Source organism: Mycobacterium asiaticum, assembly GCF_001673365.1.
Taxonomy (GTDB): domain Bacteria; phylum Actinomycetota; class Actinomycetes; order Mycobacteriales; family Mycobacteriaceae; genus Mycobacterium; species Mycobacterium asiaticum_A.
This window is the reverse complement of sequence record NZ_LZLS01000086.1, coordinates 92,010-114,432: the sequence shown is the minus strand read 5'-3', so window position 1 is coordinate 114,432 and position 22,423 is coordinate 92,010. Positions and strand designations below refer to the sequence as shown.

General features: G+C 65.4%; 26 protein-coding genes and 1 pseudogene. 12 read left to right on the top strand and 15 right to left on the bottom strand.

Going from position 1 to position 22,423, the window contains the following annotated elements:
• The 3 genes and pseudogenes from thrS to A5634_RS09540 form a co-directional block, all read right to left on the bottom strand.
• Positions 1-1,076: pseudogene (thrS, locus tag A5634_RS09550) on the bottom strand (threonine--tRNA ligase); the annotation flags it as partial.
• A 189-nt stretch (positions 1,077-1,265) separates the two neighbouring features.
• Positions 1,266-1,883, bottom strand: coding sequence for a PaaI family thioesterase (locus tag A5634_RS09545; RefSeq protein WP_065143786.1), 618 nt, complete (start codon positions 1,881-1,883; stop codon positions 1,266-1,268).
• Between the two features lie 12 nt (positions 1,884-1,895).
• Positions 1,896-2,759 carry an aldo/keto reductase gene (locus A5634_RS09540; RefSeq protein WP_065143785.1) on the bottom strand — a complete coding sequence of 288 codons (864 nt, stop codon included), beginning with the start codon at positions 2,757-2,759 and terminating at the stop codon, positions 1,896-1,898.
• Positions 2,760-2,791: 32 nt separating this feature from the next.
• On the opposite strand from A5634_RS09540, the gene A5634_RS09535 reads away from it, so the two are divergent.
• Positions 2,792-3,295 carry a DUF1990 family protein gene (locus A5634_RS09535; protein ID WP_065143784.1) on the top strand — a complete coding sequence of 168 codons (504 nt, stop codon included), beginning with the start codon at positions 2,792-2,794 and terminating at the stop codon, positions 3,293-3,295.
• 4 nt (positions 3,296-3,299) lie between these two features.
• Here A5634_RS09535 and A5634_RS09530 read toward each other — a convergent pair whose 3' ends face one another.
• Positions 3,300-3,740 (bottom strand): DoxX family membrane protein, encoded by a 441-nt coding sequence (locus A5634_RS09530; protein WP_065143805.1) that lies wholly within the window; start codon positions 3,738-3,740, stop codon positions 3,300-3,302.
• A gap of 92 nt (positions 3,741-3,832) precedes the next feature.
• Between A5634_RS09530 and A5634_RS09525 the strand changes: the two genes are divergently transcribed.
• Positions 3,833-4,555, top strand: a complete 723-nt coding sequence (locus A5634_RS09525) for a helix-turn-helix transcriptional regulator (protein ID WP_065143783.1) — start codon at positions 3,833-3,835, stop codon at positions 4,553-4,555.
• On the opposite strand, the gene A5634_RS09520 is transcribed toward A5634_RS09525, so the two are convergent.
• The 4 genes from A5634_RS09520 to A5634_RS09505 are packed head-to-tail and all read right to left on the bottom strand — an operon-like array spanning position 4,500 to position 6,816.
• The gene (locus tag A5634_RS09520; protein ID WP_065143782.1) at positions 4,500-5,375 is read right to left on the bottom strand and encodes an NAD(P)H-dependent flavin oxidoreductase; all 876 of its coding nucleotides are present in this window, start codon (positions 5,373-5,375) and stop codon (positions 4,500-4,502) included. The two genes, A5634_RS09525 and A5634_RS09520, sit on opposite strands and share 56 nt — an antisense overlap.
• 2 nt (positions 5,376-5,377) lie before the next feature.
• Complete coding sequence (locus A5634_RS09515) at positions 5,378-5,725, bottom strand: cupin domain-containing protein (RefSeq protein WP_065143781.1); 348 nt, start codon at positions 5,723-5,725, stop codon at positions 5,378-5,380.
• Positions 5,726-5,737: 12 nt separating this feature from the next.
• Positions 5,738-6,163, bottom strand: coding sequence for a hypothetical protein (locus A5634_RS09510; protein ID WP_065143780.1), 426 nt, complete (start codon positions 6,161-6,163; stop codon positions 5,738-5,740).
• Positions 6,160-6,816 (bottom strand): helix-turn-helix transcriptional regulator, encoded by a 657-nt coding sequence (locus tag A5634_RS09505; RefSeq protein WP_065143779.1) that lies wholly within the window; start codon positions 6,814-6,816, stop codon positions 6,160-6,162. Before A5634_RS09505 ends, A5634_RS09510 begins: the two co-directional genes overlap by 4 nt.
• A 127-nt stretch (positions 6,817-6,943) precedes the next feature.
• On the opposite strand from A5634_RS09505, the gene A5634_RS09500 reads away from it, so the two are divergent.
• On the top strand, positions 6,944-7,759 hold the full coding sequence (locus tag A5634_RS09500) for a class I SAM-dependent methyltransferase (RefSeq protein ID WP_065143778.1): 816 nt from the start codon (positions 6,944-6,946) through the stop codon (positions 7,757-7,759).
• Here A5634_RS09500 and A5634_RS09495 read toward each other — a convergent pair.
• From A5634_RS09495 to pcaH, 3 genes are read right to left on the bottom strand one after another with little or no spacing between them, the layout of a single operon-like run.
• A complete protein-coding gene (locus A5634_RS09495; RefSeq protein WP_065143777.1) occupies positions 7,756-8,931 on the bottom strand; it encodes a lyase family protein in 1,176 nt (391 codons plus the stop codon). The two genes, A5634_RS09500 and A5634_RS09495, sit on opposite strands and share 4 nt — an antisense overlap.
• Positions 8,928-9,491 carry a protocatechuate 3,4-dioxygenase subunit alpha gene (gene pcaG, locus A5634_RS09490; protein ID WP_065143776.1) on the bottom strand — a complete coding sequence of 188 codons (564 nt, stop codon included), beginning with the start codon at positions 9,489-9,491 and terminating at the stop codon, positions 8,928-8,930. Before pcaG ends, A5634_RS09495 begins: the two co-directional genes overlap by 4 nt.
• The gene (gene pcaH / locus A5634_RS09485; RefSeq protein WP_065143804.1) at positions 9,488-10,237 is read right to left on the bottom strand and encodes a protocatechuate 3,4-dioxygenase subunit beta; all 750 of its coding nucleotides are present in this window, start codon (positions 10,235-10,237) and stop codon (positions 9,488-9,490) included. Before pcaH ends, pcaG begins: the two co-directional genes overlap by 4 nt.
• A gap of 166 nt (positions 10,238-10,403) precedes the next feature.
• Here pcaH and A5634_RS09480 point away from each other — a divergent pair, with 166 nt between their 5' ends.
• Genes A5634_RS09480 through A5634_RS09460 form a run of 5 tightly spaced genes read left to right on the top strand, consistent with a single transcriptional unit; the run spans position 10,404 to position 13,989 of the window.
• Positions 10,404-11,717 (top strand): Rieske 2Fe-2S domain-containing protein, encoded by a 1,314-nt coding sequence (locus tag A5634_RS09480; RefSeq protein WP_081290308.1) that lies wholly within the window; start codon positions 10,404-10,406, stop codon positions 11,715-11,717.
• Complete coding sequence (locus A5634_RS09475) at positions 11,714-12,238, top strand: 3-phenylpropionate/cinnamic acid dioxygenase subunit beta (protein ID WP_065143774.1); 525 nt, start codon at positions 11,714-11,716, stop codon at positions 12,236-12,238. The genes A5634_RS09480 and A5634_RS09475 overlap by 4 nt, the downstream gene beginning before the upstream one ends.
• Entirely contained in the window at positions 12,235-12,486 is a 252-nt protein-coding gene (locus A5634_RS09470; protein WP_065143773.1) for a dihydrodiol dehydrogenase, read from the top strand. Before A5634_RS09475 ends, A5634_RS09470 begins: the two co-directional genes overlap by 4 nt.
• Positions 12,470-13,264 (top strand): 3-(cis-5,6-dihydroxycyclohexa-1,3-dien-1-yl)propanoate dehydrogenase, encoded by a 795-nt coding sequence (gene hcaB / locus A5634_RS09465; protein WP_065143772.1) that lies wholly within the window; start codon positions 12,470-12,472, stop codon positions 13,262-13,264. The genes A5634_RS09470 and hcaB overlap by 17 nt, the downstream gene beginning before the upstream one ends.
• The gene (locus A5634_RS09460) at positions 13,261-13,989 is read left to right on the top strand and encodes a class II aldolase/adducin family protein (protein WP_065143771.1); all 729 of its coding nucleotides are present in this window, start codon (positions 13,261-13,263) and stop codon (positions 13,987-13,989) included. The genes hcaB and A5634_RS09460 overlap by 4 nt, the downstream gene beginning before the upstream one ends.
• Here A5634_RS09460 and A5634_RS09455 read toward each other — a convergent pair.
• On the bottom strand, positions 13,977-14,741 hold the full coding sequence (locus tag A5634_RS09455; protein WP_065143770.1) for an IclR family transcriptional regulator: 765 nt from the start codon (positions 14,739-14,741) through the stop codon (positions 13,977-13,979). The genes A5634_RS09460 and A5634_RS09455 overlap by 13 nt on opposite strands.
• Positions 14,742-14,999: 258 nt before the next feature.
• Between A5634_RS09455 and A5634_RS09450 the strand changes: the two genes are divergently transcribed.
• Positions 15,000-16,850 carry a PPE family protein gene (locus A5634_RS09450; RefSeq protein ID WP_065143769.1) on the top strand — a complete coding sequence of 617 codons (1,851 nt, stop codon included), beginning with the start codon at positions 15,000-15,002 and terminating at the stop codon, positions 16,848-16,850.
• On the opposite strand, the gene A5634_RS09445 is transcribed toward A5634_RS09450, so the two are convergent.
• Positions 16,843-18,480 (bottom strand): acyl-CoA synthetase, encoded by a 1,638-nt coding sequence (locus A5634_RS09445; RefSeq protein WP_065143768.1) that lies wholly within the window; start codon positions 18,478-18,480, stop codon positions 16,843-16,845. The two genes, A5634_RS09450 and A5634_RS09445, sit on opposite strands and share 8 nt — an antisense overlap.
• An 83-nt stretch (positions 18,481-18,563) precedes the next feature.
• Between A5634_RS09445 and A5634_RS09440 the strand changes: the two genes are divergently transcribed.
• Entirely contained in the window at positions 18,564-19,232 is a 669-nt protein-coding gene (locus A5634_RS09440) for a DedA family protein (RefSeq protein WP_065143767.1), read from the top strand.
• A 19-nt stretch (positions 19,233-19,251) separates the two neighbouring features.
• Here A5634_RS09440 and A5634_RS09435 read toward each other — a convergent pair whose 3' ends face one another.
• Positions 19,252-19,851 (bottom strand): TetR/AcrR family transcriptional regulator, encoded by a 600-nt coding sequence (locus A5634_RS09435; RefSeq protein WP_065143766.1) that lies wholly within the window; start codon positions 19,849-19,851, stop codon positions 19,252-19,254.
• A 160-nt stretch (positions 19,852-20,011) separates the two neighbouring features.
• On the opposite strand from A5634_RS09435, the gene A5634_RS09430 reads away from it, so the two are divergent.
• The gene (locus A5634_RS09430; RefSeq protein ID WP_065143765.1) at positions 20,012-20,461 is read left to right on the top strand and encodes an anti-sigma factor antagonist; all 450 of its coding nucleotides are present in this window, start codon (positions 20,012-20,014) and stop codon (positions 20,459-20,461) included.
• Between the two features lie 6 nt (positions 20,462-20,467).
• Here the strand turns inward: A5634_RS09430 and A5634_RS09425 are convergent, their stop codons facing one another.
• Positions 20,468-21,130, bottom strand: coding sequence for a TetR/AcrR family transcriptional regulator (locus tag A5634_RS09425; protein ID WP_065143764.1), 663 nt, complete (start codon positions 21,128-21,130; stop codon positions 20,468-20,470).
• Between the two features lie 180 nt (positions 21,131-21,310).
• Between A5634_RS09425 and A5634_RS09420 the strand changes: the two genes are divergently transcribed.
• Entirely contained in the window at positions 21,311-22,420 is a 1,110-nt protein-coding gene (locus tag A5634_RS09420; RefSeq protein ID WP_065143763.1) for a carboxylate-amine ligase, read from the top strand.
• Positions 22,421-22,423 lie beyond the last annotated feature (3 nt).

The window sequence follows — 22,423 nt, the reverse complement described above, 5'->3', positions numbered from 1 at the left end:
GGGCAGTTCATCGGCTTGAGGTAGTAGTTCTGGCCCGGCTTGCGCACCGTTCCGTCCGCATTGAGTTCGGCGTCGAGGTGCATCGCCGGGTACATGCCCTCGGCATACCACTCCAGGTGGCCCGAGGTGACGTAGAGCTGCTCTTTGGTGATGTGCGGGGTGTTGACGAATTCGTACCCGGCCTGTTCGTGCTTGCGCCGCGAGTACTCCTCCAGCTCCCGACGGATGATGCCACCCTTGGGGTGGAAAACCGCTAAGCCAGAACCGATTTCGTCGGGAAAGCTGAACAGGTCCAGCTCGACGCCGAGCTTGCGGTGGTCACGCCGCTGCGCCTCGGCGAGCAGCTCGAGGTGGTGGTCGAGGGCTTCCTGCGACTCCCAGGCGGTGCCGTAGATGCGTTGCAGGCTGGCGTTGTTCTGGTCACCTCGCCAGTAGGCCGCCGAACTGCGGGTCAGTTTGAACGCTGGGATGTGTTTGGTGGTGGGGATGTGCGGCCCGCGGCACAAGTCGCCCCACACCCGCTGGCGGGTGCGTGGGTTGAGGTTGTCGTAGGCGGTCAGTTCGTCCCCTCCGACCTCCATGACGTCAGGGTCACCCGATTTGTCGTCGACGAGTTCGAGCTTGAACGGCTCGTTGGCCAGCTCTTCGCGCGCCTCGTCCTTGGATTCGTAGACCCGCCGGTCGAACAGCTGGCCTTCCTTGACGATCTGGCGCATCCGCTTTTCCAGCGCTTCGAGGTTCTCCGGGGTGAACGGCTCGGCAACGTCGAAGTCGTAGTAGAAGCCGTCGACGATGGGCGGGCCGATGCCGAGCTTGGCGTGCGGGAACAGGTCCTGCACGGCCTGGGCCAGCACGTGCGCGGCCGAGTGCCGGATGACGCTGCGGCCGTCGTCGGTGTTCGCCGCGACCGGGGTGACCTCGGCGTCGGCGCTGGGCACCCAGCTGAGGTCGCGCAGCTTGCCGTCAGCGTCGCGCACCACCACGATCGCCTCGGGCACACCGCGCCGCGGCAGTCCCGCCTCGCCGATCGCGGCTGCGGCGGTAGTCCCGGCGGGAACCCGGATCGGGGCGCTCATCGAGTGTTCTCCAATGCTCAAGCGGCGTCGGCGGGATTACAAACCAGTCGGTGGACCATCGTATCGGGGTCGAACTGTGCGGTACCACGCGATTCAAGACGGCCGCTGATCCCGACATATAACCAGCGCACACGACGCGCCGAGACCGGTGTGCGCCAGTTATCTCTCGGCGCGCCCCGAATCGGCGGCTTAAGGCTGACCCGGCTTGAGCCGCACGAATAATGCGTCGGCTTCGGTCAGCAGGGTGTCGCCATCGCACAACCGGCCGGACACGAAAATCTTGCGCCCGTCCACGCTGTCGATCCCGGAGTAGAACTGCAACTCCTTTTCGATCGGGACGATGTTGCGGTAGTCGATCTTCAGGTAGGCGGTGCGCTGGCGGGGGCTGCCGGTGAGCACCGAAGCGGTCAACCCCAGAACCGAGTCGAACAGCATGCCAAGTACCCCGCCGTGTACGGCACCGTTGCGCCCGAGGTGAAACCGGGCAAATCGGGCCGTCCCCTCGATACGGCCGTCGTCGGTTCTGTGGGCGTCCATCGGCACGGTGAGTATGTTTCCGCGCATCGGCAGGTCCATCCGGCGCCCCGACGGCGATTGCCATTCGTCGGCGTCGAAGGGCGCCAGCAACGCCGAAAGCTCCTCGAGCCGGTCGGCGGCCTCGGTGATCACCGCGTCGGGCGCGTCGGCGGCCCGAGCGTGATCCTGAAGTTTGCGGACGCCTTCGATGAACCGCTGGTAGTCCGGCCCGCCCTGCTGCGTCGGTTCGGGCGGGTTGAATCCCCCGCCGGGGTGCTGGTGATCCACCAGAACACCGTATTGCTAGTCGCTTTGCGCTGCTCCGGCAGCCGACAGGGCCTCGAATTCATCGTCGGTCAAGGTGATCTCCGCGGCGGCGACGTTCTCCTCCAGATGGGCCACTCGCGACGTGCCCGGGATTGGCAGCATTACCTGCGAGCGCTTGAGCAGCCAGGCCAGCGCCAGCTGCGACGGCGTCGCGTGGTGTGCGTCGGCGATCTTCTGCAGCGGCCCGTCCGGTGCCGCAAGTGGCCCGGACGCCAGCGGGAACCACGGAATGAACCCAACGCCGGCCGCGGACGCGGCATCCAACAGCGGCTCGGCAGTGCGAGTCGCCAGGTTGTACATGTTCTGCACCGACACGATCGGCGCGATCTCGCGCGCCGCGTTGAATTGGTCGACGTCGATCTCGGACAAGCCGATGTGGCGGATCTTGCCTTCAGCCTGTAACGCCACCAACTCGCCCACCTGGTCCTCGAGCGGATAATTCCGGTCGATGCGGTGCAGCTGGAACAGGTCGATGGTCTCGACGCCGAGCCGGCGCAGGCTCATCTCGCATTCCTGGCGCAGGTAGCTCGGATTACCTAGCGGGACCCAGATATCCGGGCCGGTGCGAAGCAGCCCCGCCTTGGTGGCGATCACCAAACCTTCATAGGGGTGCAGCGCCTGGTGGATGATCTCCTCGCACACGTAGGGACCGTAGGAATCCGCTGTGTCGATGAAGTTCACGCCGAGCTCGACCGCACGACGCAGCACCCGCACGCATTCTTCGCGGTCCGCGGGCGGACCCCAGACCCCTTTTCCGGTGAGGCGCATCGCGCCGAATCCGAGCCGGTTGACCGGCAGGTCACCACCGAGCGCGAAGCTTCCGGATTTTTCTGCAACCATGGCTCGAACCCTACGCGTGGCAAGCTGGCTTTGTGGACCTCAAAGCGCTGGCCGACCAACAGCTGACCTATGACGAGGTGGGTGCGACGGCAGCCGCGCAGTTGCCGTCGGGTTACGGCCACATGAGCGCCTCGGCTCAGATCGGAACCGGCCGGGAACGTTTCGAACAGGCGGCCGACGCCGTCATGCACTGGGGCATGCAGCGCGGGGCCGGTCTGCGCGTGACCGCTAGCTCTGAGACGGTCGCGGTTTCGACGGTGGTGGTGGTCAAAATGCTGGGTGTGCTGCGTGCGCCGTGCCGGGTGGTCTACGTGCTCGACGAGCCCGACGTGCGCGGCTTCGCCTACGGCACCCTGCCGGGTCACCCCGAGTCAGGCGAGGAACGTTTTGCCGTCCGTTACGACCCGAACACCTCCGCGGTGTACGCGGAGGTGTCGGCGTTCTCCCGCCCTGCGACCTGGTGGAGCAGGCTTGGCGGGCCGTTTGTCGCGGTGGCTCAGCGGGTGATCGCCAAGCGGTATCTGCGTGGCGTCTGACGGCTTAGACGTGAATCCGTCCCGCGTGCACGCCCTGCGCCAGCCTCGCTAGCGCGAGTGCGCCGACCAGCAAACCGAAGTCACGCAGTGCGACGTCGTAGAACCCTGGGCCGGTGACCAGGTCGAGGATGATCCCGGCCAACCAAGCCGCGACCACCCAGGCCCCGAACCGCGGCGCGACCGCGACCAGAATGCCTGCCACGATCTCGATGGCCCCGACCAGATACATCGCCTGATCTGCCGTACCGGGGATCAGATTGTCGATCCAGCCGGCCAGATACATGCTCCAGCGATGCGGATGGGTGAGCACGTTGAAGAACTTGTCCAGGCCGAACAGGATGGGCGCCACCGTGAACACCGTGCGAAGCAGCAGATAGGCGGAGTAGGCCGGGTCCTTCAACTGGTCGGTGAACGCGCCCGGACGGGCGCTTTGCTGAGTACTCATGGTGCCTCCCATTTCTAACGGATAATAATTAGAACGTTAGAAGCTGTAGACTGTAGCGTCAAGGGTTTTATCCGTTAGATTTGAGCTCAGCTATGAACATCGAACGCGACGCCGCCGGTATCGGCACACTCACGGATCCGGTACGCCATCAGCTCTACGAATACGTCTGCTCGCAGCCGGCGCCGGTGAGCCGCGACCAAGCTGCCGAAGCCGTGGGCATACCCCACCACCAGGCCAAATTCCATCTCGACCGGCTCGAGGAGCAGGGTCTACTGGAGTGCGAATACGCCCGAGTCACCGGACGGTCGGGCCCGGGGGCCGGACGCACGGCAAAGCTCTACCGCCGGGTCGGTCGCGACATTGCCGTCAGTCTGCCGCAGCGCGAGTACGAACTGGCCGGACGGCTGATGGCCACCGCCATCGCGCGCGCAGCCACCACCGGGGAGCCCGTTGTGGAGGTACTCAACGATGTCGCACGCGAATGCGGACAGAGCATCGGTGCTGCCATCGACAAGCCGGCAGACGGCGCCGCCGCGCTCGAGCTGACGCTGGGTGTGCTGCGCAAGTACGGCTACGAGCCGCGCACCTGCGACGGTGAGGTCGAACTGGCGAACTGCCCGTTCCACGCCCTGGCCCAGGATCAGACCGAACTGGCCTGCAACATGAACCACGCGCTCATTACCGGCGTCGCCGATGCACTGGCTCCCTACGGGCCCGACGCACGCCTGGAGCCGCGGCCGGCGCGTTGCTGCGTCGTGCTCACGTCCACCAGCGCTGCAGCAAACTCTGCGCACCCGTGCACATCGCGTCGATGACCTCACGCACCGAGGCGTCGTCGCGGATCATCCCGACACCCTGACCAGCGTCCACGCCGGCACCCGACACCTCGGCGCCCAGCGAGGCGGTCAACACACGCGAGGGAAACCGTTCCGGCCACGGCAGACCCGCGGCGATGTCGTATTCCCGGGTGATCCGGGTGTCTGTTTCCGCCGCGTCGATCAGCGCGCGCCGGCTGGCTTCGTCGGTCAGCGCCTCGGGGCAGGCGGCCAGCCGGGTGCCCACCCATGCACCGCTGGCACCGGCGGCCAGCACCGCGGCCAGGCTGCGGGCCGAGGCGATCCCGCCGCCGGCCAGCACCGGGACGGAATCCGAAACGGCTTCCAGTACCGCGTCCAACAGCGGCAGCGTCGCGACCCGAACTTCGCCATGGCCGCCCCCTTCGGCCCCGCGCGCGACGAGCATGTCGACACCGGCATCGGCAGCGCGGCGGGCTGCTGCGGCGTCGTAAACCTGCGTGATGGTGGGGATTCCGGCATCATGTGCCGCAGCGACCCAGGACCAGTCGGTGCCGAAACTGACCGATAACAGCGTCGGCCCGGCGGCGAGCGCGTCGTCGAGCAACCCCGGTTGGCCGCGCATGACCCAGTCGACCAGGCCGATCCCGAACCGGCCGCGCACGTGCTGCAGCTCGGCCGCCAGCGATGCTCTGGTAGCCATGCTGCCCATGCCGACCATGCCCAGCCCTCCGGCTGCGCTGACCGCGGCGGCCAACCGCCCACCGGCCACTCCGCCCATGGGCGCGTTGACGATCGGTACCCGCAGGCCGAAGTCTCGCGACCAGGGCGTAGCGAGCACAGCTAGTGCGAGGCGCCGGGCTGCGACTTCAGCACGGTCAGCATCACCACGGAATCCTCGACCGCGTGCAGCGCATGGCGCACCGGCGGAATGGCAAGGTAATCGCCGGATTTTCCGTCCCACGCGTCGTCGCCAGCGGTGAGGCGCACATGGCCCTGCAACACCTGCAGGGTTGCTTCGCCGGGACTGTCGTGCTCACCGAGGTCGTGGTCGGCCAGCAGGGCCAACACGGTCTGGCGGAGTTCGTGGGTGTGGCCGCCGTGGATGGTGTGGGCGGCGCGGCCGCTGTGCGACTTGCGTGCCTCGGCCAGCTTCTCCGATGCCAGACCGGTCAGCGAAATGGATTCCATTGCAATCACCTTTCAGCCATTCAGGATGAGTATCCCTGCCACGAGCAACGCCACCACTTTGATCGCCTCCAGACCGATGTAGACGTAGTGAGCGCGTGATCGCGGCGCATCCAACCCGGCGAGCACCTCGTCGGAACGGCGGGTCAGGCGCGGCCGCACTGCCACTAATTGGATGGCCAGGACGACAGCGGCAATGGTAAACGCCACGACGATCCGCGCAGGTGTCGGCCCGGCGACGACGATCGCGCCGATGACCAAGGCGAAAATGACTTCCACGGTGTTCAGTGCACGGAATACCAGGCGGCCGATACCCAACCCGATCTGCAGTGTCACGTTGGGCGCCCGGAACTTCAGCGGAGCTTCCAGGAACGAGATGGCCAGCACCATGCCGAGCCAGACGAACGTGACCGCCACCTCGATGGCAGGCCCGGCGTTCACTGTCCCGCTTCCGCCGGCGCGAGGTGGACCAGACACAGATCGGCTTGGACGAACGCTTCGAGGCGCTCGACGGTGACCGGCGCGTCCCACGTTTCCAACGCTCCGCGCATCAGCCCCAAGTGGATCGGGCACACCACTCCGGGCTGCTTCTCGGCGAGTTCGAGGAACGGGCAATGCCGCAGTCCGACTTGCTGACTGCCGTGTCGTTCGGGTTCGAAACCGATCTCGTCGAGCGCGCCCACCAGATGCTCGATCGATTCGTCGACTCCCGGGTTACCGGCGGGTGGCTCGAGTTGCTCGCCCCATGCCCGTCCGGCGGCGATCGCGCTGGCACCCGAATCATCTTGCGCCGCAAGGCCAACAGCGAGGATCCCGGCGAGCATTCGGTACTGCCGGGTGCCGCCGCGGTCCATCTGTGGCACCGCCCGGAACATCAGCGGCGGACGCCCCGGCCCGCGACGATCCGGCTTCACGTGCTCCACTTGGCCGTCTGCGATAAGGCCGTCCAGATGGAATCGGACGGTATTGGGGTGCACAGCAAGCTTTTCCGCGATAGCGACGATGCTCAGCGGCGTGCGGGACGCGCGCAGAATTCGCAGCACCGACCGGCGGCGACCAGTCGATTCCTGGTCTGAAGCGACCACGTGACTCACCCCTTTTCCCGAACGTCCGACAGCAGCAGTTTACACAATCTGGTTGTAATAATTGCTGGGCTGCCCAATAACCTCGACGGGCGCCGGGTAAGGTCGACCTAACCCGAATCTTACGGAGAGGCGCCTCATGGCTAGCAGGGAAAAAGAAGATGCCCTACCACTGTCCAACCGGGACGACGAGCACGTCCAGGGCCACTGGCTGCTGGCCCGGTTGGGTAAACGGGTACTGCGCCCCGGCGGCATCGAACTGACCCGCACCCTGCTGGCGCGCGCCGAGGTCGCCGACGCCGACGTGCTCGAATTGGCCCCCGGACTGGGCCGGACCGCCACCGAGATCATCGCTCGCGGCCCGCGTTCCTACCTCGGCGCGGAAGCCGACCCGGACGCGGCCAACATGGTCCGCGGAGTCGTTGCCGGCCACGGCGACGTCAAAGTCACGGACGCCGCCGAAACCGGCCTTCCCGACGCCAGTGCAGACGTGGTGATCGGCGAAGCGATGTTGACCATGCAGGGCGATGCGGCCAAGCACGCGATCGTCGCCGAGGCGGCTCGGGTACTTCGACCGGGGGGACGCTATGCGATCCACGAACTCGCACTGACACCCGACGACATTCCCGAAGAGATCACCACCGACGTCCGCCAATCGCTGGCTCGATCGATCAAAGTCAACGCCCGCCCCCTGACGATCGCGGAATGGTCGGCGCTGTTGGCCGGTCATGGGCTGGTTGTCGACCATGTTGCCAAGGCACCGATGGCGCTGTTGCAGCCGCGGCGGGTAATCTCCGACGAAGGCTTGCTAGGAGCGCTGCGCTTCGCCAAAAACGTCCTCACTCAACCGGATGCGCGCAAGCGGGTCTTGGGCATGCGCGCCACTTTCCGCAAGCACCGGGACCGGCTGACCGCGGTCGCGATCATCGCCCAAAAGCCGGCCCAAGCCGCCTAGCCCGCCAGAGTCCGCTGGGCGCGCGCCAGACTTTCTTCGATCAACACCTCGGCCGCCCCGAATTGCTGCTTATCGGGAATATCCGCAGCCTCCAGATTGCGCGCCATGCGCGCCCGGTGCACCTGCAGACCGGACAGCAGTTCGCCGCATTGCGATCCGGCGACAATGGTGTGTCGGGCCAAGGTGCGCAGGGTGTCCCATTCCGCGTGCCAGGCGCCGTCGGGGCGCTCGTCGTTGGCCAGTGCGGCGGCGGTGTGCAGCGTGGCGGCCAGCGGCGGTGCGGCTATGGCAGCACGTCGAATCAGGATGGACAGCACCGGATTACGCTTGTGCGGCATCGAGGACGAGCCACCGCGGCCCGCAGCGGCCGGCTCGCTGAGTTCGCCGATCTCCGGGCGCGTCATGGTGACGACGTCCGAGGCGATGCGGCCCCAACTGTCCGTGCACCCGACCAACGCATCGGCGGCCGCGGTGACCGGCGTGCGGATCGTGTGCCAGGGCGGGCGAAAATCGAGACCCAAAGCGGTTGCGGCATTTAGCGCTACCCGCTCGGCAAGTCGCGCCGGATCTGTCGCACCGCCGGCTTGCGAGGCCAATTCGACTGTGGCCGAATAAATCCCGACCGCACCGCCGAACTGGGCCGGCGTGGACAGTCGGCTGATCCGCTGATAGGCGTCGACGACGCCGTCCAGCCAGCCAGCAACCTTGGCGCCGAACGTGATTGGTGCGGCGTGCTGGGTCAGCGTCCGGGCGATCATCGGCGTGGCTCGGTGCGTCATCGCCAGTGCGGACAGCGTGGCAATCTGCGTGTCCAATTCCGCGGTGAGGTGGTCGATGACGGCGCGCAATGCCAGCATCAGCGCGGTGTCGACGACGTCCTGACTGGTGAGACCGCGGTGAATCCACGGACTGAGCACCGGCGTCGCCCGTTCACGCAGCAACGCCACCAATCCGATTACCGGGTTCCCGCCGTCCTCGGCGCCGAGGGCGAGCAACTCACAATCCGGCTCCCCCACCAGGTGTTGCAGTTCGGCGTTCTTAGAGGGCGCCAGTCCGGCGGCACTCAGCGCGCCCAGCCATGCCGACTCCACCGCCACCATCGAGGCCAACAACGTCTGGTCGGTCATGTGCGCTCCAGCGCGCTCGTCTCCGGGCCACAATAGGTTGGTCATCGCTGCCCGTCCTCGTATGCCAGGAACACCGTTTCGGCGGGCCCTTGCAGGTGGATGTCGAACCGGTAACGCGTTCGGCCCGAATCGTTTTCGGCGATACAAAACAAGGTCGGGCGGCGCTGCGGTTCCACGACATCCAACACCGGATCGGTGTCGCCGCCCGGCAGATAAGCGCGGGTGAACAGGCGGTGCAACAGACCCCGGGCGAAGATGGCGACAGCGAAAAACGGCGGCCGACCGGCGCTCGTCGCCCCGGGTATCACCGTGGTAAACGCATAGCGCCCGTCCGCGTCGGTCGCCGCCCGCCCCCAACCGGTGAAGGTCCACCCGTCGCGCCGCAACGAGCCCGAAGCCCGCGGGATCCGACCGGCGCTGTCGGGCTGCCAGATCTCGACCAGCGCATCGGGTACCGCCTCGCCGAGACCGTCGTACACGGTGCCGTACAACTCGACGGCACCCGGAAAGTCCGCGCACACCAGTTCACCGCCGCGGCTGAACGGCAGCCCGATGGCGAAGAAAGGCCCAATCGTTTGCCCTGGCGTGCAACCGAATTCGCTCATAGCCCGCCGCCACGCGACAGGACCAGATCCCACCGGTAGCCGGTCGCATACTCCGGTTCGGTGACATTGTGGTCATAGTCGGCGATAAGCCGTTGGCGTGCAACGGGATCGACGATCGATTGAAAGATCGGGTCCAGCTCGAACAGCGGGTCAGCGGGAAAGTACATCTGGGTGACCAGCCGCTGGGTGAAAGCGGTTCCGAACACCGAGAAGTGGATGTGCGCGGGCCGCCACGCATTGTGGTGGTTGCGCCACGGGTAGGGGCCGGGCTTGATCGTCTTGAATCGGTACGACCCATCCGGTCCGGTCAGGCACCGTCCGGCACCCGTGAAATTCGGGTCGAGCGGAGCTGGGTGCTGATCGAGCTGATGGCAATAACGACCACTGGCGTTGGCTTGCCAAATCTCCAGCAGCTGACCGGGCACCGGGCGACCGGATTCGTCGAGCACCCGTCCGGTGACGATGATGCGCTCCCCCAGCGGTTCGCCGGCATGCCCGGCGGTCAGGTCGGCATCCATCGGGTCGACGTCCTGGTGGCCGAAGCATGGTGCCCAGCGCTCGATCTCGTCGGGATCCACCGCGAGCAGTGGATTCTTCGGATGACGCAAGACGCTGCTGCGATACGGCGGGTAGTCCAGCCTCGGCTGAGTCTGTTCCCCACCCCGCCGCGCATAGTCGAGCGCGATGTCGGCGATCTCCGCCGAGATCTCGCCCTGCGACACGACACGCTTCGATGCGGCCCTCACGAAACCAAACGCTACTAGCTCGCCCTCCTTCCGCGAGCCGAACCTGGCTGCCATTCTGGCCGCGGAAATTCGCAGTGCCGTTCGGCTCGCGAACATGGGGTAGTACCTCCCCTCTACTGAGCGGAGATATCCTCTGTATAGCAGAACCAAGGATTGCGGAGGCCCGGTGACCAATCAGCTCTTGGAGAATGTTCGCCGCGGCCTGATCCCGGCCCACATCTACAACGACAAGGACCTGTTCGCGCAGGAAAAGGAACGGCTGTTCAGCCGGTCCTGGGTATTCGTCGCGCACGAGTCCGAAGTCCCGCACGACGGTGATTACGTCGTGCGGCGCGTGCTCGACGATTCGTTCATCATCACCCGCGACTCCGAGGGCGACGTGCGGGCGTTCTTCAATATGTGCCTGCACCGCGGCATGCAGGTGTGCCGCGCGGAGATGGGCAATGCCTCCAATTTCCGCTGTCCCTATCACGGCTGGACCTACCGCAACGACGGTCGACTGACCGGATTGCCGTTCCACCGCGAGGCATACGGCGGCGACGATGGCTTCGCCAAAGGCCAAACCCTTTTGCCCGCACCGAATCTCGATACCTACAACGGACTCATCTTCGTCAACCTGGACCCGCACGCCCAACCGCTGACCGAATTCCTCGGCGACTTCGCTTTCTATCTGGACTTCTACACCAAACAGAGCGCATCAGGCGTGGAAGTGCGTGGCCCACAACGCTGGCGGATCAAGGCGAATTGGAAGATAGGCGCGGAGAATTTCGCCGGCGACATGTACCACACCCCACACACGCACGCCTCTATCGTCGACATCGGCCTCTTCCGAGAACCGAAGGCGCAGAAACGCAAGGACGGCGCCACCTACTGGACGCAGCACGGCGGCGGAACCACCTACAAGTTGCCGCCGGGCACCTTCGACGAGCGGATGCGCTACGTCGGCTACCCCGAGGAGATGATTGCGCGGATCAAGCAGGTCTGGTCGGCACGACAGCAGCAGGTCGTCGCCGATGACGGCTTCATGTTCTCGGCCGCCACCTGTTTTCCCAATCTCAGCTTCGTGCACAACTGGCCCAAGCTACCGGGCAGCGAACAGGTGCTGCCGTTCATCTCCATCCGGCAGTGGCAGCCGATCAGTGAAAACGAAACCGAGGTGTGCTCCTGGTTTGCCGTGAACGCGGCGGCGCCCGAGCAGTTCAAGAAGGACTCCTACAAGGCGTACCTGATGTGTTTCGGGTCGACGGGCATGTTCGAGCAGGACGACGTGGAGAACTGGGTTTCGTTGACCACGACGGCGGGCGGTTCGATGGCGCGACGGCTGCTGCTGAACAGCCGGATGGGGCTGCTCTCCGACGACAGCCCGGTGATCGAGGCGTTGGCACCGGAGTCCTTCCACGGGCCGGGACGCGCCCAGGTCGGCTACAACGAATACAACCAGCGCGAGTTGCTCAAGTTATGGGCGGAGCATCTGGCATGAGAAAACCCCTCCCTTTCAATGACATTCGCCATCTACAGGCGCATCAGTTCCTGGTGGACGAGGCCTATCTGCTCGACGCCCAACACTACGAGGCGTGGCTGGACACCATGACCGACGACATCCGCTACGTGATGCCGGTGCGCGTCACCACGGCCCGCGGCGCCGGCTTCGACACCGCTCCCGGCATGGCTCACTTCGACGAGGACAAGTACTCGTTGAGCCAGCGCGTGGCACGGATGGGCACCGAGCACGTCTGGGCCGAGGATCCCCCGTCGCGGCTGCGCCACTTCATCACCAACGTGCGCACATTCGAATGCGACGAGCCGGGACAGCTGCGCGCCGAGTCCGCAGAACTGCTGTTCCGCAGCCGCGGCGACGTCAACGACAGCGCCTTATTGTCCTGTGGGCGCGACGACCTACTGCGCTGGGATGCCAGCACTGAGGCGTGGAAGTTGGCGCACCGCAACATATTTGTCGACGAGTCGGTGCTGCGGATGCAGAATTTGGCGGTGTTCCTGTGAACCCCGTCGGTGAGCCCATCACCTTCGCCAACGAATTCACCGAGGTGGTGGTGCAACGGGTGGAAACCCGCAACGGATCACGGTTGCTGATCAGCGCACCCAGGACGGGGCAGTCGATCACCCTGGACGCGCTCGAGGTGGAGGCACTCACCTGGCAGAACACCCGTACGCTGACGGCCATGGTCGGAAAAGCCGGAGACCCGCTGCTGCCCGACGAGCCGGAGAGCCACGATGACCGGATGGCTTGAGGGTAAGCGCGCGCTGGTGGTGGGCGCCGGCTCGGGTATCGGCCGGGCAGTTGTCGACGCGTTTCGCGCTGAAGGTGCGAAAGTCGCCGTCCTGGAACGTGATCCGGACAAGTGCAGCCGGCTGCGCGACGAGCTTCCCGAGGTCCCGGTGGTCGACGGCGACGCCACCACTCCCGAGGCCGACGACCGGGCGGTTGCGGCGGCAGTGGATGCCTTCGGCGGCCTGGACACCCTGGTCAACTGCGTCGGGGTGTTCGACTTCTACCGCGGCCTCGTCGATGTCGACGCGACCGATCTGGCACCGGCGTTCGACGAGATGTTCCGCACCAACGTGCTGAGCCAATTGCAGTCGGTCAAAGCCGCGTTGCCGGCACTGCAGGCACAGGCGGGATCTTCGATCGTGTTGACCGAGTCCACGTCCGCGTACTATCCCGGACGCGGCGGTGTGTTGTACGTGTCATCGAAGTTCGCGGTACGGGGACTAGTGACCGCCTTGGCACACGAACTGGCACCAGACATTCGGGTCAACGGCGTTGCCCCGGGCGGAACGCTAAATACCGACCTGCGGGGGCTGGCCAGCCTCGGCCTGGACGGCATCCGCCTCGACGACTCCCCCAACCGCGCAACCGATTTGGCCGCCCGCACTCCGCTCAACGTCGCCCTGTCCGGCGAGGACCATGCGTGGAGTTACGTGTACCTGGCTTCGGAACGGTCCCGCGGGATCACCGGCGAGACCATTCATCCCGACGGTGGATTCCGACTGGGTACGACAAGATGAACTGGCTACCCGAGCGCACTCTGGTGGCCCAAGGCTGCCGCGTCGCGGCGGCCCGCGGTCTAGTTGACGGCATTCTCGGCCACCTGAGTCTGCGAATCGACGAGGACCGCATGCTCATCCGCTGCCGTAGCGATACCGATACCGGACTTGCTTTCACCAAACCCAGCGACATCCGGCTGATCACTTTCGACGGAAAGGCCGGAGCCGCAGGCGAACTCGACGGCTACCGAGTACCCAACGAGTTGCCGATCCACGCCGAGACGATGCTAGCCAGCGCGCGGCACCGGGCCGTGGCGCACCTACACCCCCCGGACGTCGTTGCCGCGGACCTCGCCGGCATCACCATCCGACCCATCTACGGCGCGTACGACATTCCCGGCTCATGGCTGGCCCGCGCCGGTGTACCCGTCTACCGACGCGCCGTGCTGATCCGAAACTCACAGCTGGGCAAGGAGATGGTGGCCGCGATGGGCAATGCGCCGGTGGTGATCTGCCGCGGGCACGGCATCACCAGCACCGCCGACAGCGTGCAGCAAGCCATCCTCCAGGCGATCAGCCTCAACGAGTTGGCCCGCATGTCTCTTCGGGTGCGCATGGCCGGCGGCACGCTGCACGTGATCGACGACGCCGACTGGGATGAGCTGCCGGACTTGGGATCTGGTTTCAACGTCGAGTCGACATGGCGGCATGAGATTGCCCGACTGAGCCGGGATCAGCCCAGCTGATCACCAATCTGCTTGGCTGCCTCGACGAGCGCGGCAGCAACTGACCCATACTTCGAGCTCGGCAAGCGGTTCTGCGGGGCAGCGGCGTTCAGCGCGAGCCGCAGTCCGGGCGCGCGAGTCGGTATCGGCACCGCCACCGAGGCGACACCTTCCTCGCTCTCTTCGCGATTGGTGGCGTATCCGCGCTCCCTGATGCGGGACAATTCTGATTCCAGTTTGGCGCGGCTGATAATCGACCGGGCGGTGACGGATTCCAGGGTTTCATGCGGAAATAGTTGCCGCAGTTCGGGTTTCGACAGCTGAGCAAGCAAGACCTTGCCGGTCGACGTGCAGTGCGCCGGCATCGTGCGCCCCAACCGGGAGGCCACCCGTACCGCCTTCGGTCCCTCGACGGCGGCGATGAAACGGACGCTGGCACCGTCGAGAATCCCGGCGTGAATCGATTCGCCGAGTTGTTCGCTGAGCCCACGCATTATTGGCATCGCGGTGCGCTGAATGTCGATGCGCCCGAAGATCGCAAACGCCACGCTGGTCAACGCCGGACCGGGCAGATATGCCTTGGTTTCCGGGTCCTGGCGCACGAAGCCGCGGTAGGTCAACATCGCCAGCAGCCGGTGGGCGGTCGATGATGCCACGCCGAGGTACCGGGTGGCTTCGCTTAGTCGGATCTGCGGTTGCTCGCCCAACAGCAGCAACAACTTCAGCGCATTGTCGACCGACTCGATCGGGTACTGCGGCGCCTCATTCCGCATCTGGCGAGACTATCCCGTGCTGCCGGCACACCGAGAACGCAACTGCCGGCGCGCCCGCTCCACGCCGTCTACCAGCAATTTCGGCCCCGACGCTGTTCCGCCGAAAGTGCTGGCAACAAATGCTCCAACGACAAATTTCTTCGGAAACGCACATACAACGCCTTCGTTTTCTGTACCTTTCTCCCAGCGTCGCGTTGTTGAAGGGTCGGGGAGTCGAGCTGGTAGACAGCGCGGCGCGCCATTCGAGAGGACCGCGCCATGAGTTTTTTCTCCCTCCCCCCTGAGATCAATTCGCTGCGTATGTTCGTCGGCGCGGGATCCGCACCGATGCTGGAAGCAGCGACGGCCTGGACAGGTCTGGCGGAAGAGCTGAGCACCGCCGCGTCGTCGTTCGCTACCGTGACTTCGGATTTGGCCGCTCAGGCGTGGCAGGGTCCTGCAGCAGCGGCGATGACGGCTGCCGCGGCACCTTATGCCGGTTGGCTCAACGCGGCGTCGGCCAGTGCGGCCAGTGCTGCCTCTCAGGCCAGCGCGGTGGCGAGCGCATTCGAAGCGGCGCGAGCAGCGATCGTCCACCCACTGGCGATCGCGGCTAACCGCAACGCCTTCGTGCAGTTGGTGGTCTCCAACCTGTTCGGGCAGAACGCGCCCGCGATCGCGGCCGCCGAAAGCATCTACGAGGAATTCTGGGCCGCCGACGTGGCCGCGCTGCTCGGCTACCACGGTGGGGCATCGGTCGCGGCCGCGGGACTGTCGCCCTGGCAGGGACCCCTGGCAGGTCTGGCCGATTTGAACACCAGCATCGGCAACACCGGCTCATGGAACCTGGGCATCGGAAACCTCGGGAACACCAACTTCGGCAGCGGTAACTGGGGCAACACCAACTTCGGCAGCGGCAACGACGGCAATGCGAACCTGGGCAGCGGAAATCTCGGGAACGCCAACCTGGGCAGCGGCAACTGGGGCAACGGCAATTTCGGTAGTGGGAACGTCGGCTATACCAACTTCGGCATGGGCAATTTCGGCAATCTCAACTTCGGCAGCGGGAACGGCGTCGGCTTCAACGGCCCCTACCAAAACGCCAGCGGTAATTTCGGTAGCGGGAATGTCGGCGACGGAAACCGCGGCTTCGGAAACTGGGGCAGCAGCAACTTCGGCAGCGGCAATTTCGGCTCCTTCAACTTCGGTAGCGGAAACATCGGCGACTCCAACCTCGGCTTCGGCAACAAAGGCAGCTTCAACTTCGGCTTCGGCAACACCGGCAGCAACAACGTCGGCTTCGGCCTCACCGGTGACAACCAAGTCGGCATCGGCGCACTGAACACCGGCCTGGGGAACACCGGCTTCGGGAACACAGGCAACAACAACATCGGCTTTTTCAACTCGGGTGACAACAACATCGGGTTCTTCAACTCGGGCAACGGCAACCTCGGATTCGGCAATGCCGGTAGCACCAATACCGGCTTCTGGAACGCAGGCTCGGTCAACACCGGTTTCACCAATGGTGGGAACCACAACTTCGGCAACGGCAACTCCGGCGAAGGCAACATGGGCTTCGGCAACGTCTTTTACGACAATGTCGGCTTCGCCAACGCGAGTTCCGGAAATACCGGGGCGTTCAACAGCGGCTACTTCCCCGACTTCGCGCCCTATGACACCGGCTTCGGAACCAACACGGGATTCTTCAACTCCGGCTACTTCAACACCGGCATGTTCAACGCCGGGAGTGTCAACACCGGCATGTTCAACTCGGCCAACTTCATCACCGGCCTGGGCGCTTCCGTCACCCCGATCGGCGCCGTCAACTCCGGGTTCAACACCGCCGGCACCTACGTATCCGGCTTCTTCAATACGGGTAGTGCCACGTCCGGTTTCCAGAACGTGTCGGCGGATTCGTTCGGTATGACATCGGGTGGGCACAACGCGGGATCCCCTGGGAATGTGGGGTTCTACAACACCGGCTACGGCAACGCCGGGTTCTTCAACAGCGGCGATCACACCGCGGGGATCGGCAACTCGGGCATCTACAGTTCCGGCGTGAACGTCTCCGGCACCGGCAGCTCCGGTGGCTGGAATACCCGGGACGACGAGTCAGGCTTCTTCAAATAGCCTGCATCGCTTGATCTTTGGCCCAGCGATAGTCGGCTTTGCCGGAAGGTGACCGCTGCAGCTGCGCGCGGAAGATCACCTGCTTGGGCAGTTTGTAGCGGGCGATATGGCGCGAAGCCTCGGCGATGATGCCCGCGGCGTCCGCCGTTGCGCCCTCGGCTAATTGCACCAGCGCGACGACCTCGTTGCCCCATCGCGAGCTCGGACGCCCGGTGACGATGACGTCGTAGACCGCGGGATGTGCACTGATCGCGGCTTCGACCTCTTCGGCGAAAATCTTCTCCCCGCCGGAGTTGATGGTCACCGAGTCCCGACCCAGCAGCTCGATCTGGCCATTGGCGTGCCAGCGTGCCCGGTCGCCAGGTACGGAGTGTCGGATCCCTTCGATGACTGGGAAGGTTCGCGCAGTCTTGACCGGATCGCCGAGGTATCCCAACGGAATTGGGCCCTGCTGGGCCAGCCAGCCGATCTCGTCGTCGCCCGGCGACAAAATCCGAGTCAGGTCTTCGCTGACCACAACCGCCCCCGGGTTCGGCGCGAACAAACCCGACGCCGCCTGTAGACGGCTGGACACCTGGCCCATTTGCGATCCCGACTCCGAAGAACCGCCCGCATCCAGAATTGTCAAGTGCGGCAACAACTCCACCAAGCGTTGCTTGAGTGGCGCACTCAACGCGGCACCACCGGTGACGAGGACGAACAGCCCGGACAAGTCGTAGTCACCGGCCTCGAGCTCTTCGATCAGCGGCCGCCCGAAAGCGTCTCCGACGATCGACAACGACGCCACCCGTTCCCTACTCGCGATCGTGAGGAGTTCGGCCGGATCGAAGTGGGTGGTGGTCGGCGCCATGACGAAAGGCCTTCCGGCGCATAGGTTTATCAGCGCCGCCCATTGCGCCGCACCGTGCATCAGCGGCGCGGCCGTCATCGAACCGGGCCCGTCCGGGAGCGACCGTTCGACTATCTGCTCCAGGCTGCTCACCACTTCGCCGGTGCCGAAGGTCCGCCCGCCGATCGCGTTGACGTAGATATCATGTTGGCGCCACAGCACCGCCTTGGGCATTCCGGTGGTGCCGCCGGTGTAGAGCATGTAGAGATCGTCCGGCGACGGAACGAGCGACAGCGGCTCGCCCATAGCCGAGGCAAGCAGCTCCTCGTAGCGCACAGCCCCCGGTAGTGGCTGGTTCGAGGACTCGTCGTCAACATGGATCAGCCGGATCGGACGCGGCACCCGCGCCAGCGCCTCCCGTAGTACCGGCGCGAACCGCGCCTGGTACACCAGCGCGTCCGCGTGCGCGTTGTCGATCAGGTACACCAACTCGTCGGCAACATAGCGGTAATTGACGTTGAACGGGGCGACCCGGGCCAGGTACGAGCCCATCATCGCCTCGAGGAACTCGTTGCAGTTGGCCAGGTACAGACCGAGGTGGCTCTGGCCGGATTCGTGCGGGGCCAACTCCGATCGCTCACGCCGGACGCCCAGCCCCCAGTCGTGCAGCGCCCGGGCGAAGCGACGGGCGCGTTGCTCGACTTGCGCGAAACTCAATCGCCGGTCGCCGAACACGATGGCTTCGCGGTCCGGGTTGGCCGCGGCCACTGCCGAGAACACCTGGGCAAGGTTGAATTCCACGGGCACTCCTGCGCTGTCGTCCGCCACGACAGTATCGAGCCCGATCTAGCGCGTAACCGGCGCCGGTCAGGCATCCTTTATCCATGGATGTCGCGTCCCTGCTGCAGTCAATCCCGCCCCTCGCGGTGTATCTGGTGGTCGGCGGTGTCGTCGGACTCGAAAGCCTCGGCATCCCGCTACCCGGTGAGATCGTGCTGTTCAGTGCCGCGTTGATGTCGTCGCATCACGAACTGGCGGTGAACCCGGTGGGCGTCGGAGCGGCAGCCGTCATCGGTGCGGTAGTGGGCGACTCGATCGGTTACTCGATCGGTCGCCGGTTCGGGATGCCGCTGTTCGACCGGCTCGGCCGCCGATTCCCGAAGCACTTCGGCCCCGGCCACGTCATGCTTGCCGAACGCACCTTCAACCGCTGGGGTGTGCGCGCGGTTTTCTTCGGCCGCTTCATCGCCTTGTTGCGCATTTTCGCCGGGCCGCTGGCCGGAGCGTTGAAGATGCCGTACCCACGGTTCTTGGTGGCCAACATCTCCGGCGGCATCTGCTGGGCCGGCGGGACCACCGCGTTGGTGTACTACGCCGGCGTGGCCGCCGAACGGTGGATGTCGCGGTTTTCCTGGGTCGGACTCCTCGTCGCGGTCATCTTCGGCATTACGGCCGCGATACTGCTGCGCGAACGAACCTCCCGCGCGATCGCCGAACTCGAGGAAGAACACCACCTCAAGGCGGGCACCGCGGAACCGGAAAAAGCCGTTTGAAGTAGCAGTCAATTCGCGGTCATCGCGGCCGATGTTGCTCGATGAGGCTGCGCGCCATCTCCTTGGCGTGCTGAGCGGCATTCATGTCCCCGACGGCCGCCAGAATCATGGCGCCTTTCATCAGGATGTGCCAGGACGACGCGAACGTCTCGACGTCACGCAACCCGGCGGCCAGAGCGCGATGCCGGACGATGTCGCGGACGTGGTCGATGTGGGCGATGCTGGCCTGGCCTGCGGGATGATCGGCGCCCAATTCGAGCAGCACGTTAATGAACGAGCAGCCCTCGTAGCCGTCGCGGTTCTGGAACCACTCGTGCAGGACGTCGAAGATCGCCAGCAACTGTTCTTCCGGAGTGCTCCCGCGGGAGGCGGACTGCTGCTCGATCAACCCGTGCGTCCACAGCTGTTCCCGCCGCTCCAACACGGCCAGCACCAGCTGGTTTTTGGTCGCGAAGTGCCGATACAGCGTCGCCCTGGCCACCTGGGCACGCTCGATCACCTCGTCGGTGCCTACGGCCCGGATTCCTCGCCTGCTGAACAACTCGTAGGCCGCGCCGAGTATCCGTTCACGGGCGGGCACGGCCGGCTTACCAGGATCCATGACCTCGGGCGATGGCATAGCGATCCTCACCATACTCATATATCGATCGTGTAGACAGACCGCCCTGTCTTGTTATAGAACTGATACTCACAAGGCGATTAATCTGTCTGTCTTCAGACGCGAAGGGCGGGCATCCATCGCGGCGTTGTCCCCAACGCCGGCCGATTAGGAGCGCACGATGAGCCTGGTCATTGCAGAATCAGTTTCCACACACCTGACCCTCAGTACCCGTCTGGTCAACGAACTCGGCGACGCGTGCAGCACGCTGCGCGCGATAACCAACCGCAGCGGCGAGGCGGTGATCATCCACGCCGGCGGTGAGGTCGACGCCTGCAATGAGCACACCTGGCGCAAGTTGGTGACCGAAGCGGCCGCCACCGCCTCCGCACCGGGGCCCTTCGTAGTCGACGTCACCGACGTCGACTTCCTGGGCTGCTGCGCGTACGCCGTGTTGGCCGAGACGGCCGAGCAGTGCCGGGAGCGCGGCGTGGAGTTCAGGCTGGTGACCAACACACAAATCGTTGCGCGCGTCGTGCAAGCCTGCGGGCTGGGTGCGCACCTGCCGATCTATGCGACCGTGGACGACGCTCTAGCCGCGGCCGGGCCCAGTGATCTGAAGCTGACCTGATCGCTGCTATGCCGCGCCGTCGCGGCGAGCGCCGCTGGTAGCGAGTTCGCGGGCCGATCCCGCCGGGGGTGGTCCGACCTCCAGCACGGAGCGCACCGCCGCACGCAGGTAGTCACGCAAGATCGGCAGGCTGTACCGGTCGCCACGCAGTGCGATCCATTTCGGCAGGTCCACGATGCAGGTTGCGATCAAGTCGACCGCGCAGTCGTCACTGCGGCCCCAGAGGCTGTCGGCAAGCTGTGCCATCACCCCGGCCAGTTCAGCCTGCAGCGCTTGGAGTTGCTCGGCGATCTCGTCGGGCATCGGCTGGCTCACCACATCTTCGCGACGCACCGTCATCAGGCAGGCCGACGACCCCGGATACATCCCGGGATAGATCAGCGACGTCTCCGCCGCCGCATACACCGCATCCAGCGGTTCATTGCCGGGCTGCGCTTTGGCCTCCTCGATCAGGCTGGTCAGCTGGTCGAGGAAACGGCGTTCGGCACGGATCCAGACGCGGCCGAGCAATCCGCCGCGCGACTCGAAGGTCCGGTAGATCGCGCCGTTGGAAACGCCGGTGGCCTTGGTGAGGGCACGAATCGTCACCGCTTCGATGCCGTCTTGGGCGACCAGGTCTTCGGTGGAATCGAGAACGTAATCGTGCTCCTGCAACCGTGGACTCAACACTGCTAGAACGCTCCTTCATACCGACGCACCTCAACTGGTACGTACCCGAGGAGATGCCCGAATGCGCGGCCTCTCGACGAGGCCATTGTCCCCAACTGTTCCGGTTCCTACAGCAAAATCGCCGACATGGTCAAACTCTTAGACACGTTTGTCGTGCACCCGCGCGGGTAGGTTGCGGGCATGGGCACGCGGCGCTCGGGTAGCGACGTTCCGACCGTCGGGGTGGAAGAGGAATTTCTGCTCGTCGACCCGGATACCGGTGAGCCTGCCGCCGCCAACCGCGAGGTAGCCGCCGAGGCCGAACGGCGCGGCGTCAAGCTGGACCTGGAGCTGGCCAGCTGTCAGGTAGAGACCACCTCGAGCGTTGCGTCGAGGAGCACTGAATTGCGCGACGAACTCATGCGGTTGCGGACGGTCGCGGCCGAGGCAGCGCAGGCGGTCGGCTATCGACTGCTGGCTCTCGGGCTGCCGCCGGTGACACCGCACGAGTTCCCGGTCACCGACACCGCCCGCTATCGGCAGATCGGCGAGCAGTTCGGCATGGTGGCCCACGAGCAGGGCATCTGCGGTGCTCACGTGCACGTGCAAGTACCCGACCGGGCGGCCGCCATCCACGCCAGCAATTGGCTGCGGCCGTGGCTGCCGATTTTGCTGGCGTTGTCGGCCAACTCGGCGGTGTATCGCAACAGCGACACGGGTTACGCGAGTTGGCGCAGCGTGCTCTGGCGACGCTGGCCGGTCGCGGGGGCGCCGCCGTTCTTTACCTCGATCGAGGAGTACGACCGCACGGTGCGCATGCTTGTCGATACCGGCGTGATCCTGGACGACGGGATGGTCTATTGGGATGTGCGGCCGTCGGCCGATTTTCCGACGGTGGAGGTGCGGGTGGCCGACGTGCCGGCGACGGTCGCCGACACCGTGCTGCTGGCGACGCTGATCAGGGCGGCCGTGATGACGGCAATCGACGAGGGTGAGCAAAGTGCCGATCGGCTACCACCGGCCGCGTTACGGGCGGCGTATTGGAAGTCCGCCCACGACGGGCTGGCGGGCAACACGCTGGATCTGGTCAATGGCCGTGGGGCTGTATCGGCACGCGAGCAGTTGAGCGCGCTGGTGCACCGCGTGCGCCCGGCCTTGGACGCGCTCGGCGAATACCACCACGTGGTCGACGAACTCGATCGCGTCACCACGCTGGGCAATGGCGCCATGTTGCAGTTGCGGGCCTGGGGTGAGCGCGGCGAGGCTAGCGACGTCATCGAGGCAGCAGCCGCAACCACGCTCAGCGGCTGAACG

Coding starts and splice junctions, on each gene's coding strand:
- A5634_RS09540 (WP_065143785.1), bottom strand. CDS start 2,759: ATGGTTGCAGAAAAATCCGGAAGCTTCGCGCTCGGTGGTGACCTGCCG.
- A5634_RS09530 (WP_065143805.1), bottom strand. CDS start 3,740: ATGAGTACTCAGCAAAGCGCCCGTCCGGGCGCGTTCACCGACCAGTTG.
- A5634_RS09525 (WP_065143783.1), top strand. CDS start 3,833: ATGAACATCGAACGCGACGCCGCCGGTATCGGCACACTCACGGATCCG.
- A5634_RS09515 (WP_065143781.1), bottom strand. CDS start 5,725: ATGGAATCCATTTCGCTGACCGGTCTGGCATCGGAGAAGCTGGCCGAG.
- A5634_RS09500 (WP_065143778.1), top strand. CDS start 6,944: ATGGCTAGCAGGGAAAAAGAAGATGCCCTACCACTGTCCAACCGGGAC.
- A5634_RS09495 (WP_065143777.1), bottom strand. CDS start 8,931: ATGACCAACCTATTGTGGCCCGGAGACGAGCGCGCTGGAGCGCACATG.
- pcaG (WP_065143776.1), bottom strand. CDS start 9,491: ATGAGCGAATTCGGTTGCACGCCAGGGCAAACGATTGGGCCTTTCTTC.
- A5634_RS09475 (WP_065143774.1), top strand. CDS start 11,714: ATGAGAAAACCCCTCCCTTTCAATGACATTCGCCATCTACAGGCGCAT.
- hcaB (WP_065143772.1), top strand. CDS start 12,470: ATGACCGGATGGCTTGAGGGTAAGCGCGCGCTGGTGGTGGGCGCCGGC.
- A5634_RS09460 (WP_065143771.1), top strand. CDS start 13,261: ATGAACTGGCTACCCGAGCGCACTCTGGTGGCCCAAGGCTGCCGCGTC.
- A5634_RS09455 (WP_065143770.1), bottom strand. CDS start 14,741: ATGCGGAATGAGGCGCCGCAGTACCCGATCGAGTCGGTCGACAATGCG.
- A5634_RS09450 (WP_065143769.1), top strand. CDS start 15,000: ATGAGTTTTTTCTCCCTCCCCCCTGAGATCAATTCGCTGCGTATGTTC.
- A5634_RS09440 (WP_065143767.1), top strand. CDS start 18,564: ATGGATGTCGCGTCCCTGCTGCAGTCAATCCCGCCCCTCGCGGTGTAT.
- A5634_RS09435 (WP_065143766.1), bottom strand. CDS start 19,851: ATGCCATCGCCCGAGGTCATGGATCCTGGTAAGCCGGCCGTGCCCGCC.
- A5634_RS09430 (WP_065143765.1), top strand. CDS start 20,012: ATGAGCCTGGTCATTGCAGAATCAGTTTCCACACACCTGACCCTCAGT.
- A5634_RS09420 (WP_065143763.1), top strand. CDS start 21,311: ATGGGCACGCGGCGCTCGGGTAGCGACGTTCCGACCGTCGGGGTGGAA.